This is a genomic window from Psychroserpens sp. NJDZ02 (assembly GCF_004843725.1).
Classification (GTDB): Bacteria; Bacteroidota; Bacteroidia; order Flavobacteriales; family Flavobacteriaceae; genus Olleya.
In genome coordinates this window covers 25517-38645 of the sequence record NZ_CP039451.1, presented here as the reverse complement: position 1 = coordinate 38645, position 13129 = coordinate 25517, and the positions used below count along the sequence as shown (strand labels likewise).

The 13129-nt window shown below is 33.7% G+C and carries 15 protein-coding genes; 3 read left to right on the top strand and 12 right to left on the bottom strand.

Annotation, left to right across the window (positions count from 1 at the left end):
- Positions 1–442: 442 nt before the first annotated feature.
- Positions 443–1723, top strand: a complete 1281-nt coding sequence (gene ltrA, locus E9099_RS00210; RefSeq protein WP_136581764.1) for a group II intron reverse transcriptase/maturase — start codon at positions 443–445, stop codon at positions 1721–1723.
- 88 nt (positions 1724–1811) lie between these two features.
- Here ltrA and E9099_RS00205 read toward each other — a convergent pair whose 3' ends face one another.
- Together E9099_RS00205 and E9099_RS00200 are read right to left on the bottom strand one after the other, a co-directional pair.
- Positions 1812–2432 carry a hypothetical protein gene (locus tag E9099_RS00205; protein WP_136581763.1) on the bottom strand — a complete coding sequence of 207 codons (621 nt, stop codon included), beginning with the start codon at positions 2430–2432 and terminating at the stop codon, positions 1812–1814.
- 210 nt (positions 2433–2642) lie between these two features.
- Positions 2643–3602 carry a transglutaminase domain-containing protein gene (locus tag E9099_RS00200; protein WP_136581762.1) on the bottom strand — a complete coding sequence of 320 codons (960 nt, stop codon included), beginning with the start codon at positions 3600–3602 and terminating at the stop codon, positions 2643–2645.
- 246 nt (positions 3603–3848) lie between these two features.
- Between E9099_RS00200 and E9099_RS00195 the strand changes: the two genes are divergently transcribed.
- Positions 3849–4841 carry an IS110 family transposase gene (locus E9099_RS00195; RefSeq protein ID WP_136581761.1) on the top strand — a complete coding sequence of 331 codons (993 nt, stop codon included), beginning with the start codon at positions 3849–3851 and terminating at the stop codon, positions 4839–4841.
- A 208-nt stretch (positions 4842–5049) separates the two neighbouring features.
- Positions 5050–6609, top strand: a complete 1560-nt coding sequence (locus E9099_RS00190; protein ID WP_136581760.1) for an IS1182 family transposase — start codon at positions 5050–5052, stop codon at positions 6607–6609.
- 109 nt (positions 6610–6718) lie between these two features.
- Here the strand turns inward: E9099_RS00190 and E9099_RS00185 are convergent, their stop codons facing one another.
- The 10 genes from E9099_RS00185 to E9099_RS00140 form a co-directional block, all read right to left on the bottom strand.
- A complete protein-coding gene (locus E9099_RS00185; protein WP_136581759.1) occupies positions 6719–7267 on the bottom strand; it encodes a hypothetical protein in 549 nt (182 codons plus the stop codon).
- A 6-nt stretch (positions 7268–7273) separates the two neighbouring features.
- Positions 7274–7744, bottom strand: a complete 471-nt coding sequence (locus tag E9099_RS00180) for a hypothetical protein (protein ID WP_136581758.1) — start codon at positions 7742–7744, stop codon at positions 7274–7276.
- A 156-nt stretch (positions 7745–7900) separates the two neighbouring features.
- Positions 7901–8398: a hypothetical protein gene (locus E9099_RS00175; protein WP_136581757.1), complete on the bottom strand. Its 498-nt coding sequence runs from the start codon at positions 8396–8398 to the stop codon at positions 7901–7903.
- Positions 8399–8402: 4 nt separating this feature from the next.
- On the bottom strand, positions 8403–8636 hold the full coding sequence (locus E9099_RS00170; protein ID WP_136581756.1) for a hypothetical protein: 234 nt from the start codon (positions 8634–8636) through the stop codon (positions 8403–8405).
- Between the two features lie 700 nt (positions 8637–9336).
- Positions 9337–10641, bottom strand: a complete 1305-nt coding sequence (locus E9099_RS00165) for a cryptochrome/photolyase family protein (RefSeq protein WP_136581755.1) — start codon at positions 10639–10641, stop codon at positions 9337–9339.
- Between the two features lie 3 nt (positions 10642–10644).
- Positions 10645–11106: an SRPBCC family protein gene (locus tag E9099_RS00160; protein ID WP_136581754.1), complete on the bottom strand. Its 462-nt coding sequence runs from the start codon at positions 11104–11106 to the stop codon at positions 10645–10647.
- Positions 11107–11115: 9 nt separating this feature from the next.
- The gene (locus tag E9099_RS00155) at positions 11116–11577 is read right to left on the bottom strand and encodes a TspO/MBR family protein (protein ID WP_136581753.1); all 462 of its coding nucleotides are present in this window, start codon (positions 11575–11577) and stop codon (positions 11116–11118) included.
- Entirely contained in the window at positions 11574–12116 is a 543-nt protein-coding gene (locus E9099_RS00150; RefSeq protein ID WP_136581752.1) for a glutathione peroxidase, read from the bottom strand. Before E9099_RS00150 ends, E9099_RS00155 begins: the two co-directional genes overlap by 4 nt.
- 3 nt (positions 12117–12119) lie before the next feature.
- Positions 12120–12803 carry an SDR family NAD(P)-dependent oxidoreductase gene (locus tag E9099_RS00145; RefSeq protein WP_136581751.1) on the bottom strand — a complete coding sequence of 228 codons (684 nt, stop codon included), beginning with the start codon at positions 12801–12803 and terminating at the stop codon, positions 12120–12122.
- A 97-nt stretch (positions 12804–12900) separates the two neighbouring features.
- Positions 12901–13125, bottom strand: coding sequence for a hypothetical protein (locus tag E9099_RS00140; protein ID WP_090840613.1), 225 nt, complete (start codon positions 13123–13125; stop codon positions 12901–12903).
- Between the last annotated feature and the right edge of the window lie 4 nt (positions 13126–13129).

The window sequence follows — 13129 nt, the reverse complement described above, 5'->3', positions numbered from 1 at the left end:
GAGGGTGCAAGTCCCTTATGCGCAGGAGTAACGTCTTGAAGCATTAGTAAGTCGCAAGGGTGGTAACCGCGAGGTTACATCTGAAGGAAGCGGAACTACAAAACTCGGTACTGACGAACAGAAATCGTATACAGAGGCATAATTATTCGGGTAAGCAAGCACACCTTTGTAACGCCCAAACAGTACCAAAAGGGTAATTATGTAGATACGGCAGTGATTGAGTGAAAGAAGATGCCATTACCTGGGGAGGTCTCCAAAGTTACGAGTTGACTATATGGAGAAGTCAGCAGAAGTCATAGTACTTATAGGAAACGAGTTGAGGCAATACCTCAGACGGTCTCACAAGTAAGGAAGGACTGAACATTAAATTACGTTGTCATTCAATTAGGATGCTTAGCTAGCCTAGTTTTAGAGCAACAGGAGTACACGTATTATTAACCCTATGATTGAAAATGTATTAGCAGCAACAAACCTTTATAAAGCAACACGACAAGTGGAGCGCAATAAAGGTGCGAGCGGTGTAGATGGTATGAAAACAACGAGGCTTTCTAAATATATATTAGAAAACCGTTCAATACTACTATCCACCATTCGAGAAAACCGCTATACTCCAAAACCAATATTAGGGGTAACTATTCCAAAAGGAGAAGGTAAAACTAGACTTTTAGGAATACCCACGGTAGTAGATAGATGGCTACAACAGGCGGTAAGTCAGCAATTAATGGTTCATTTTGAGTATGATTTTGAACCTGTTAGTTACGGTTTTCGTCCACAAAATAATATCCAAAAAGCAGTACTACAAGCTCAAAGGTATATCAATTCAGGTTACCAAGATATTGTAGATATTGATTTAAAAGGATTCTTTGATCAAGTAGACCACTGTATTTTACTGCAACTTATTTACCACAAGGTAAAATGTCCAACCACCTTACGGTTAATCCGAAAATGGCTAAGAGTTCCCATTTTAATAAATGGAAGACTCAAAAAGCGCAGAAAAGGAATCCCGCAAGGCAGTCCAATAAGTCCCTTATTATCTAATATTATGTTAGATGTATTGGACAAAGAAATGAAAAGTATGGGCTTGCGTTATGTGCGCTATGCTGACGATTTTAGCGTTTACGCTAAAAGTAAAAGCGAGGCGAAACAAATAGGAAACAAACTGTTTGTCTTTTTAAGAGACAGACTTAAATTACCTATAAATAAAGCCAAAAGTGGCCTGCGTAGACCTGTAAATTTTGAGTTACTCGGACATGGTTTTGTGCCCATTTATAAAAAGGGAGTGAAAGGACAATATGCATTAGTGGTAGCTAAGAACAGTTGGGCAAAGTTTAAACGTAATCTAAAAAGTATCACCAAGAAAACCAAACCGATGTCGTTGTTAGAACGTCTTGAACGGCTTAACCAAGTCTGCCGAGGCTGGATGACTAATTATCGCTTAACAAACATCTATGCAAAAAGTAAAAAGCTAGATGAATGGTTAAGAAATCGATTACGCTATTGTATTTGGCACGATTGGAAGAAACTAGAACGCAAGCGTAAAAACTTGATTCAATTAGGTATAGAGGCAGGACAAGCTTATGCTTGGAGTAGAACAAGAATGGGAGGTTGGGCAGTAGCTCAAAGTCCTATTTTAAAGACTACTATCACAACTTCTAGGCTTAAACGAAAAGGGTATAAACCTTTGTTAGATTATATTAATAATACGCAAACTTCAATTTGGTGAACCGCCGTATACGAGACCCGTACGTGCGGTGGTGTGAGAGGCGCACTCCGGCTATTTTAGTCGGAGCCGTCTACTCGATTGTGCATAGTTATTTTTTCCAAATGTGAAATTCAGTCCGGATTAAGTCCAAAATTTCACATATATAATTTAATTCATCAATTTCGGGATAATGTTTTAAATATCTGTCGGGATTAGAAAATTCAAATTCATTCGCTCTATTCCAACCTTTGACCTTAACTTTAAATCCTTCTCCGTCCAAAATCGCAATCTGTTTGTTCATTAATTCGTATTCCTCAATTTCTTTTCCTCGATATTTATTTTTTACTTTTTCTACATTTCCACGAGTTACTAATTTCCATTGTATTTCGCTCAAACTTGGCAAGTCTAAAATATGACTCCGAACAAAATTTTGAAATATAAACTCCATATCTTTTTCCGATGTTAGAGTTTGCTTTTCAGTCCGTAATTCGGCTTGTCCGTTTACTTTTGCGTAATGCTCGTAAAATTCCGCTGTCCATTTCTCCGATTTGTCTTTAAACATTCTAAAAAGTGAAGAATAATTAGTTATTCCACCACCTTGATAAATTCGGACTTCAGTTTCGTAAGTTAGCGAATCAGATAGTTTTAAATCAGAGTTGATTTCAGTTATATTTTGTGCTGAAATTCCAATTGAAAATAGAAATATTATTAAAATCTGGATGTTTTTCATAATTATGCACAACGTTAAGTATAAGAAATGTAGGGCAATAAAATAAGCACTTTTGTTTCGGTTAATTACTTAGCTAAATATAAATATTTTGCTTTTATCTTTCCTCTTAAAATGCCAAATTTTATATTTAGCGGACTTCATTAATAAGCACAGACCTTTTAGTTTATCACAAACGCCCTATGTTTTTTATACAGTGTTGCCACCAGTTACTTATAGTTTAAAGTTAATAACATCTTTATGTTCAGTTTTCATATAGTCATTTCCAACATATTCAAATTTCACTAAGTTAACTTTGAAAAAAGCTGTTTTGGGTATTTTATCCTTACTAAATCGAAAATAAATAAGACCATCTTGTTCAATTAATTTAATATCACTCATTCCATTAAAATTAATGTTGTCAGAGCTTAATTGTAAACCAACTGACCATTTGTTTTCTGGAATATTTTGAAATGTGAAATAGTAAAATTCTTGGTCAGACATTAATTTTGGTGTTTCTGTGAATCCTATCATAAACCAAAATGGTTTGACAAATTGAGATTTATTAAATTCTTCAAGATTCAGAGGCTCTTTTAGTAGTTGCCATTTACTATCTTCAGGATAATGCGTAATTATTGACAATTCGGGTTTAATATTGAAATAGAATTCAGAGGTTTCTTTTTCTTTAGAAGTTCCCCAAGTTGTATCTACTAGAATCCATTCATCGTTTAATTTAATAGCATTCCAAGCGTGTCTATAACTATCATCAGTTTCTAATTCAACATAATGATTTCTTAAATCTCGAATATGTCCAGATACAACAACAGTTTCTATATCGATCCATTCCAAAAACCACTTGTATAGATTCGCATAACCAGCGCAAACTCCGGTTCTGTTATTATAAACAACAGATTCATCTTGGCTTTTCCAAAAATCTTCATTACTTATTTCTCCATTTATAGTTTTCAAAAATGTCTCTTCATCATATTGAATATTCGAGCCAATCCAATAGTAGAAAAATTTGGCTAATTCTTCTTTATCCTTAATGTTTTCCTCCGCAAAAGTGGTTAAGTCTCGCATATCAAGATTCAATTCATTAGTTTTTTCAATTAACGCTTCTATAGATTCGTTTTGAGAAAAGACTGAATTAATGAAAAAGAGACTAACAAATGTGATAAATACTGTATTTTTCATAATTGGTGGCAACGTTGTTCTTTACTTTATACTCATTACAAAAGTAGTTATTACTTTTACTAGGAAACAAGAGGAGAACTAGAACGTTGTTTAGAATAATAGTTCCACTATACGTATAAGTCCTCTTGTCTTTCTTAGGTTGCTTTAGGACCATTTGGAATACCAGGAATCACTTCCTAATAAAGGTGATAGTCATAGCAACATTTATTAATCATTCCTCTTTGAGTAGGAACAATATTTAAAAATATGAAAAAATATGTAGATGTTATCGGTATTGATGTATCTAAATTAACAATTGATGCACATATTTATAATAGAGGCGTTCACCGTGTGTTTTCCAATACTTCAAAAGGTTACAAAGCCCTATTATCTTGGGTCGAAAAGCACCTTGGTAAAGACCTCTGTTTTTTCTGTTTTGAGAATACAGGTCATTACTCTACAAATCTTAGTGTTTATTTATCAGAAAACAACATAGATTATGTAGAAGAAAGTCCTTTGACCATTAAACGATCTTCTGGAATTGTTAGAGGAAAAACAGATCAGCTTGATTCCGCAATGATTGCGAGATATGCATGGCTTTACAAAGAAGAGTTGACTCTAAGTAGTCCAAAAGCGCAAGATATTCAAGAGTTAGGACGTTTGTTATCCTTTAGAGAACAGTTAGTACGAGACCGTACAGGTAAGATGAGTAGTCTTAAAGAAATGCAGACCTTGCTTAGTAGTCCATCGACTGATGATTGTTGTATAATTGTCAAAAAGATGATTCATTATCTAACAAAACAAATTACAACACTTGAGCAAAGTATTAAAAAACTAATACGAAGTGATGAGTTATTGGAAAAGAATTATCAACTTTTAAATACCTTAAAAGGGGTTGGTCTAATATTATCATGTCAATTGTTATACCACACGAACAATTTTAAGCGATTTGATAGTTGGCGTCAGTTTTCAAGTTATTGTGGTGTAGCTCCTTTTGAGCACAGTTCAGGAACCAGTATTTACCGGAAAAACAGAATTCATAAGATAGGAGACCGGAAAATGAAAACACTCTTAACACTTGCCAGTGTTAGCGCAATACAGTGCGATAAAGAATTAAAACAGTATTACGAGAAAAAAGTTGCAGAAGGTAAACCAAAACTGGTAGCTTTAAATAATGTTAGAAATAAGATTTTGTCAAGAGCTTTCGCAGTGGTAAAAAGAGGAACACCTTATGTCGAATTACAAAAATTTGCAGCATAGTAAAAAGGTCTTTAAATAATTAGGTTTTGACCTTGGAATACGTATATGGTTTGTTGCGTGGTTTAAGCAACTAATTTAGTAAATAATTACCGACCAAGAAAGTCCGCGAGGACTTTCGTAAGTAGGCGAGAAGCCAGCAATAAATTATATACGGTGTGCCTGTTGCACAACGTGTTGTTAAAGATATAGAAATTTCGTATATTTAATAATGCAAGGCACAAAAATATATCAAGAGAAATTATTCAACAATTTCCAGTTGAGTCGTCGGGTTCCCCAAGACAATTTTTATAGACGATTATCAGAAATTTTAGACTTAGAATTTCTACGGAATCAAACAAAAATCTATTACGGAAACTGTGGACAAAAAAGTTTAGATCCCGTGGTGTTTTTCAAATTCTGTTTAGTTGGTTATTTAGAGAATATCACCAGCGATAGAAAATTGGTGTTACATTGTAGTCTTCGACTGGATATTCTGTATTTTCTTGGCTATGATATCGATGAAGAATTACCATGGCATTCTACGTTAAGTAGAACACATCAACTGTACCCAGAGTCAGTTTTTGAAAATCTATTTACTCATGTTTTCAAAATGTGCGTAGACATGCATATGGTAAGTGGTCATACCCAAGTTATCGACGCCGCACCTGTAAAAGCAAACGCTTCGATGGATAGTTTAGAGCTTAAAGTACCAGAGGAAGATTTAGAGGCTCATTTACGCGCCTTACGACATATAAGCAATAGAGATAAAGCAGTGCCACTTCGATCAGCCAAAGTTAATAAAGCCCCAAAATTGCAACAAGAATTATCAGCAAGCCGTCAGGAATTACAAGCGATAAAAAGCCGAAACAAAAAATGGTCAAAAGATCAAAACCATCGTCCTGGAGCAGGAAATAAAGGCTCACGTTATACGAGTAATAAAACGCATTATAGTCCAACCGATCCCGATGCTCGCATAAGTGTAAAACCAGGAAAAGCAAGAAAGCTAAACTATTCAAGTCAACTCACGGTAGATGCCGCACATCATGTAATAAGTGATATCAAGGCCTATCATGCCGATGGCAAAGACAGTCAGCATTTACCAGATATTGTATTGCGTGTAAAACGACGCTTATGGCAATCTGGTCTTACCATAGACACCTGTCTCGCGGATACTGGTTACAGTAGTGGCGAGAATTATGCTTTTTTAGAAAAGCAGGATATTACCAGTTACATTCCGCCACACGGCACCTTTAAAGGAGGGCCAGATGAATTTATTTATAATGAAAAAGAAGACCACTACACCTGCCCTCAAGGGAAAATTATTCCCTTTAAAAAGGTGTTTTACGAAAAGAAGAACAACACCAAAAAGAAGGCCTATAGAGGTTCAAAAAAACTTTGTATAGATTGCCCAATACGAAGCGCTTGTTTAAGCAAAACGGCACAAGAAAAGTCATTTTCCGTAACGTATTACCGCGCAGAATACCTACGGAATATAGCACGAGTTGACAGTAAAAAAGGAAGCTATATGAAAGGAAAACGACAAAGCACGGTAGAGCCTGTATTTGGTACATTAACCCAGTTTTTAGGCATGGGAAAAGTGAATACCCTTGGGATTAAACAAGCTAATAAATGTATGCATCTATCCGCAACAGCCTATAATCTTAAAAAGTATTTAAAATATATGAAAAACTTACCAGAAAGTATAGCAGGACTACTTGCTTTTATTAAAAGCACCAAAAACCACCTAATAAGCCTTCGAATACTATGTTTTAAGCCACTTGCATTTTAGAGAAAGTATGGCATATTAAAATTAAAAACAGCTTAAAATCAAAGATTTTAAGCTGTTTTTATGCTTTTTTAAGGGGTTGTGCAACGGTTACCGGTGTTGTATGCAGTTTTTATTTTAATTTCTCTTTTTGTAATTCCACAATTGTTTCTAATATTCTTATTAATGGTTCAAGAAGCATTCTTTGTGACTCTTCAAAGTGTTTTTCTCCGTGTTGCATATTGCATCTAACATTATAAATCGTACTAACAGAAGCTTGAGCTTTAATTGTTGGATTCTCATTCTCTAAATTATTCATCAATTCAATGTCAATATCTTTTTTTGAAACTCCGTCAGCAAGATTTATGTGAAAAATATCGTTTCTAATTAAATCTGCAATTATATTAATATCCTCAAAATTATTATTCTCTTTTAATTTGGAAACTATATCAGTAGCAGAATTAAAATCAACTACTAATTTAGTGGCTTTTTCGAAATCAGAGTATCTAGATTTAGTCAAATTATTACTTTCTTTCATTTGTTTGAAAGATTCATTGTAAAGCCTATCGTATAATGTATACAGAGCTGTGTATTTGTCGAATAACGTGCCTAAATCATCATTTTTGTATGATGAAATTTTGGTTGTCCAAGTTTCTATATATTTTTTTGTTTCCTCTGTCATTACTTATTAATATTTTATTTCTTTTGCTCTTTGTAATATGCAATGATTCTTATAATTATTTTGTCCTGAATTAGCTATTTGTGTTAACCAAGTCATTCGTGATGTTCTTATTTCATCATTATTTCCAATATCTATCATATTCATTATTTCAATATTTTCAATAGGTATGTTTTTTCTTAAAATAATGTTTTGGAATGGTTGAGTCCATTCTACTCCTGCTTGTTTATCTTGTATTATTTCTTTGGAAGTAAAATTATTTAACTTTTGAGGGAATTTTAGAAATACAATAGTTTCAGTATCATAAATTTCAGGTAGTTGTTCTAAAGCAATTGCTAATAAAATTGGTAATTCACCAACTCTTGAAACGAAAATTTTTCCTTCTGTAGAATGGAATCCATTTATTTTAATTCCCTCCCAATTTTCTATTGTTGTAATATGATAAAAGGTCGCTTCTTCTTGATTTAGAAAGGTATTCATAGTTTTTGTTTAAATTGCATACAACGTGTTTGTGTATGATTAGTGGTGTGTTAAAGCACCTAATTTAATAAATAATTACTGAATAGAAAATCCGCGAGGATTTTCGTAAGTAGGCGAGAACCAGCCATTAATTATACACGGTGTTGGCAATAGTTTTTATGTTACTTTATCTTCAGCCAATTGTCTAAATATATTTCTCAAATCAGTTTCCTTAGTCAGTTCAAAAATTTCTAATAAAGAACAAACACTTTCTGCTTCCCAACCATACTGAGTATCTTTCCGATTATATTTTTTCAAGAGTTTTTTGAGACTTGTTTTAGTCACAGTTCCTCCAGTTTCAGTTTCAAGTACAATTATAAAATCGTTTAAAGATTCCTGAGATGTAATTTTCCAATCCCTTTCTGCTTCAAATATTTTTTCTGCAATTTTTTTGTCAGTCGGGTTTTCAAAACGATTTTCTTCAATTAGATCAAATAATTCGTCAAAAGTAAGTGAGGGAATTTCAGTCATATCATTAATTTCTGATAGGTTTTCATTAACCATTTTCTTTTCGGCATTTCGCTCTCCTTTCCAGAAAAATCGTTTTCCAATTTTCCTTAAATGTTTATGCCATTCAGAATCTGTTGTCAATTGACCTTTTCGTTTATTTCCCATTTCTCTATTCAATTGGGTTTTCAACTTGGCTTATTTCTCTCAAAACACTTGCAAGTCTATCAAAATCTACAAATGTGGCAATACGTTCATTATCAGAAATTATTTTTTTTAATTCCATTACATCGTCTTGTAAGTCACCTTGGTCAATTTCAGATGCAGAAAACCAATCTTCAGGTTTCTCAAACTTATTCCACTTTTCGGTTGGAATCAATCTGTAAATTATAGTTTTTAGTTCCATTTCTGTATCAGTACCGTATTCCGTTTCGAGTTTTTCAATAACTCTTTCGAATAATGTTTTTAGTTCTGAAACTTTAATTGTACTGATTTGTTTTAATTGTTGCCAACGTGTTTGTGCATGATTAGTATGCGACGTTAAGCCACTAATTTAGCAAATAAAAACTAACCATTAGTGAAATTCGGCAGAATTTCACGACAATAAAAACCAAGCATATTAATTATGCGCGGTGTTAGCAACTGGTTTAATTCCGTTATTCAGCTTTCTGTTTTTTTAAAATTCAGCTTTGTCCTTTGGTTTTCTAAGTTGTTGTCTTTAAAAACAAACCGGGGAAAATCCATTTTCATAATATTCAGCCGTAAAGATTAGATTCTGTTATAATCAAACTCAGAGTTTAGCTATTTTATAAAAAGCTAAAAGCGATCTTTTTGCTAAAATTTTCGATGCAAAAATCGACTTCGGGCAAGCCAAAATTCAGAATTAATATGTTTGTCTTTTTTGATTAAACATGTGGTAAAAGAATATATTTTTTTCAGAGCGTACCAACCTGAATTCCCCTTTTTAAATAGACAATAAACTTTGGCTTAAAAACTTAGTTTGCTGATTTACACACTTGTTGCTAACTAGTTATATGGTGACTAAAGTACTAAATATCCCCTAAATATTACGGGATATGAGGAAGTTTTGTTCCTGATTTTGGTTTTTAACTAACGGCTGCTTTGTATACTTTTAGGCAACGTTCTCTGGCTTCTTTATGATCTACTATGGGCTGTGGATAGGTTAATTCTTGATAGTCTGGTACCCATTGGTTTATGTAGTCATGTTGTTTATCAAACTTGTCAATTTGTGTTGTTGGATTAAAAATTCTGAAGTAAGGCGATGCGTCAACACCAGAACCGGCAACCCATTGCCAATTTCCAACATTACTAGAGAGGTCAAAATCATGTAGTTTTTCTGCAAAATAGGCTTCTCCCCAACGCCAATCAATTAGTAAGTGCTTACATAAAAAACTGCCCACTAACATACGGATGCGATTATGCATAAAACCGGTTTGATTAAGCTGTCGCATACCAGCATCAACTAATGGGTATCCTGTTTTGCCTTCGCACCAGGCCTTAAATTCGACGTCGTTATTTCGCCATTCAATTCGGTCGTATTTAGCTTTGAAAGCATCTTTATAAGTATGCGGGAAATGCCATAAAATTTGCATAAAAAACTCGCGCCAAATTAGCTCTTGCCAGAAAATCTCATTCTTTTCGGCAATAGCCTTTTTTACCATTTTTCTAACACTGACTGTTCCGAAACGTAAATGGGGGCCTAATTTGGATGTTGTATCTTTTGCAGGAAAATTTCTAGTGGCTTCATAATTTTGAATTAATTCAGGGGTAACCGTGTAATCTTCTATATTTTGAGTGGCCGGTACAAAACCTATGTCTGTCAAAGTAACGTTTGTTAATTTGGTGTCGGATACTAGGTTATTTAGTATAGGCGCTGTGTCGTATATTTTTAATTCTTGCGTTTTAAAGGTTGCTTTCCAAAGGCGCATATAAGGTGTGTAAACCATATACGGTTTACCATCTTTTTTTACAACCTCATCTTTTTCAAAGATAACTTGATCTTTAAAGGTTTTTAGTTGTATGTTTTGTTCTAAAAGTTGTGCTTTAATTCCGGAATCACGTGTAGTAGCATATGGCTCATAGTCGTGATTGGTAAATACGGTAGCAATAGTATAATTTTCTGCTAAGGTCTTAAAAGTATTTTCGGGCGTGCCGTAAAATATAGCAAGACTACTATCATGTTTATCTTGAAGCGTACGACGCATTTTTTGAAGCGTTTCAAATATAAAAGAAACGCGTGCATCGTCTTCGGGTAGTTGGTCTAAAATATTGGAATCAAAAATAAAAATAGGAAGTACAGGATGTTCAGATTGTAGGGCATTATAAAAACCAATATTATCATCTAATCTTAAATCGCGTCTAAACCAAAATATATTTACAGGTGTTTTCATGTATTAATATTTACCAAAAAGTTGTTCTAACTTGTGTGTTCTATAATTAAAAATTTCTTCTAATTTAGGTTTCACTAATATCGGGTGCATTAGTTGGCCTAAAATACCCATAGGGATTTTATAATCAATGATGTCTTCCATCTCTACACCGCCATCAATTTCATTAATAAAATGTTTATGGTGCCATAAGGCGTAGGGACCAAAGCGTTGCTCGTCAACAAAATATTCACCGTCTTTAGTATGTGTGATTTCAGTTACCCATTTGGTTTTGATACCTAAGATAGGTGTGACAATATATTGGATAATTTGACCTGCAAACATTGGTCTATCCGCTCCAGATAAAATATTAAATCCCATGTATTCTGGAGTTATCGTTTTTAAGTTTTTAGGATCTGACAAAAACGCCCAAGCTTGCGCTTTTGTAATTGGTAAATTTTGTTTTTTATGTAATCGGTATATTTTCATAACTAGGGTCTAATTATTTAATAAAATGTATGCATTTAATGATGTTGCAATTAATAGCCATACCATATAAGGTAGAAGTAAATAGCTTAAATTGTTTATGATTTTTTTATACTTAAAAAAGAAATAAAAAAGGACTAGGGTTAAACTGCTAATGGCTATTAAACCTAATAGAATTAGGTGTTGATTAAAAAATAAAAAGTTCCAAATACTGTTTAAAAACACTTGCAGCAAAAAGACTAGTTTAAGGTGTTGTGTATTACTTTTATTAAATAAATAAGCTAAATACACCGAAAAGCAAATCATTATTACGGTCCACGCGGCGCCAAAGACCCAACCTGGAGGTGTCCAAGGTGCACGATTTAAGTTAGTGTACCAATCGGATGATGGACCATTACCCATGAGATAAATTCCAAGCGCTAAACTCCCAAAGTTGATACATAAAAAGAAGACTAATGGTTTTAGTATTTTCATTTTAAATATTTAATAATTTTAGAACTATTAGGCGTTGTAGTAGAGTAGAAGTAGTCTAATAGTTTACCGTCTGGACTAACCATATACTTTTGGAAATTCCATTTTACAGAAGAACTACTTTTGCCATTTTTGCTAGCTTTAGTTAACCAAGCATATAAGGGGTGTTGTTGTTTTCCTTTAACATCTATTTTTTCTGTAATTAAAAAGGAGACCCCATAATTGACTTCGCAAAAGACTTCAATAGCATCTGCATTACCAGGTTCTTGACTTCCAAATTGATTACACGGCACACCAATGACTGTTAGCGTCTCGCTATAATTTTCTTGTAACTCCTGTAATGCTTTATATTGTGGTGTAAATCCGCATTTTGACGCCACATTAACAAATAGGATATGTTTTCCCTTAAAGGTTTTTAAATCGATAGGTTTACCTTGTAAGTTATTAATGCTAATATCATAAATACTGGGTAGCGTATTCAAATCTATAGCGGAGGTGTTTTTAGAAAACAGGGTAGCAGCAAAGGCTTTAAATGGATTCATAATTTATATTTTAAAACTAACAATACCACAATCCATTTCAAAAATTTGTCCAGAGATTGAGGCTGCTTTTTCTGAGGTTAAAAACTGAGCCATATCGGCAACTTCTTGCGGGTTTAAAAACTTTTTAAGCGGATGACGATCGGTAATGTTTTCAATCATTTTCTCGTTACGTAATAATTTAGAGGCTAAAGTTGTGTCCGTAACAGTGGGGGCAATACCATTAATTCTGACCGTTGGTGCTAGTTCTGCTCCAACAGATTTAATAAGACCTTCTACTGCGCTTTTAGAAGCAGCGACGCTAGCATGAAAAGGCATTCCTAATTTTGCTGCTACAGTACTAAATAATACAATAGAGGGTTGGTGTCCTTTTTTTAATGGCGCTAAGTAGTGCTGAATCGCTTTTACCGCACCTATGACATTAATTTCAAAATCAGCTCTAAAATCATCTAATTTTAATCGTGTGATGGGTTTTAGGTTTATACTACCAGGACAATAAATTAATGTATCTACTTCGTCCAGTTCTGGTAGGTCTTCGGTTAATATATCACAGGTGTAATGTGTTAAGTTGTCATGCGTAAAGTCTGGTGCAGTACGACTAATATTACTGACTTTATGAGTGTCTAAAAACGTTTGTGTAATGGCTTTTCCAATACCTTTACTACCTCCAATGATTACTAAATTTTTCATGTTTTTTTAGATTTTAGGTATAAAAAAAGTGGTATCAACAAGATTGCTCTTATTAATTAATACCACTTAATATGTAATTTAGATAGTTGTCTACAGCTTATGCTGCAGATGGTCTTCCTTTTAATCGCTTTTCAATTTTCTGTTTAATCACAGTTAAGGCCTTCATAATATCCATTAATTTTGGATCTTTGTTTTCCTTGTAAAGCTCATTAACACCAAGAATTAAATCCTTCGCTTCTCTTGAAGCAAGAATACGATCGCTGGTTGTAATAAACTTGTGCTTTCTTTCTGAAAATTCTATTGCTTTGTCTACGATACTCATAATG

Bases quoted from the DNA above. Each gene is read 5' to 3' on its own strand.
- E9099_RS00200 (WP_136581762.1), bottom strand. From the start codon at position 3,602: ATGAAAAATACAGTATTTATCACATTTGTTAGTCTCTTTTTCATTAAT.
- E9099_RS00205 (WP_136581763.1), bottom strand. From the start codon at position 2,432: ATGAAAAACATCCAGATTTTAATAATATTTCTATTTTCAATTGGAATT.
- E9099_RS00155 (WP_136581753.1), bottom strand. From the start codon at position 11,577: ATGAAAATACTAAAACCATTAGTCTTCTTTTTATGTATCAACTTTGGG.
- E9099_RS00145 (WP_136581751.1), bottom strand. From the start codon at position 12,803: ATGAAAAATTTAGTAATCATTGGAGGTAGTAAAGGTATTGGAAAAGCC.
- E9099_RS00140 (WP_090840613.1), bottom strand. From the start codon at position 13,125: ATGAGTATCGTAGACAAAGCAATAGAATTTTCAGAAAGAAAGCACAAG.
- E9099_RS00175 (WP_136581757.1), bottom strand. From the start codon at position 8,398: ATGGGAAATAAACGAAAAGGTCAATTGACAACAGATTCTGAATGGCAT.
- ltrA (WP_136581764.1), top strand. From the start codon at position 443: ATGATTGAAAATGTATTAGCAGCAACAAACCTTTATAAAGCAACACGA.
- E9099_RS00190 (WP_136581760.1), top strand. From the start codon at position 5,050: ATGCAAGGCACAAAAATATATCAAGAGAAATTATTCAACAATTTCCAG.
- E9099_RS00185 (WP_136581759.1), bottom strand. From the start codon at position 7,267: ATGACAGAGGAAACAAAAAAATATATAGAAACTTGGACAACCAAAATT.
- E9099_RS00195 (WP_136581761.1), top strand. From the start codon at position 3,849: ATGAAAAAATATGTAGATGTTATCGGTATTGATGTATCTAAATTAACA.
- E9099_RS00165 (WP_136581755.1), bottom strand. From the start codon at position 10,641: ATGAAAACACCTGTAAATATATTTTGGTTTAGACGCGATTTAAGATTA.
- E9099_RS00170 (WP_136581756.1), bottom strand. From the start codon at position 8,636: ATGGAACTAAAAACTATAATTTACAGATTGATTCCAACCGAAAAGTGG.
- E9099_RS00150 (WP_136581752.1), bottom strand. From the start codon at position 12,116: ATGAATCCATTTAAAGCCTTTGCTGCTACCCTGTTTTCTAAAAACACC.
- E9099_RS00180 (WP_136581758.1), bottom strand. From the start codon at position 7,744: ATGAATACCTTTCTAAATCAAGAAGAAGCGACCTTTTATCATATTACA.
- E9099_RS00160 (WP_136581754.1), bottom strand. From the start codon at position 11,106: ATGAAAATATACCGATTACATAAAAAACAAAATTTACCAATTACAAAA.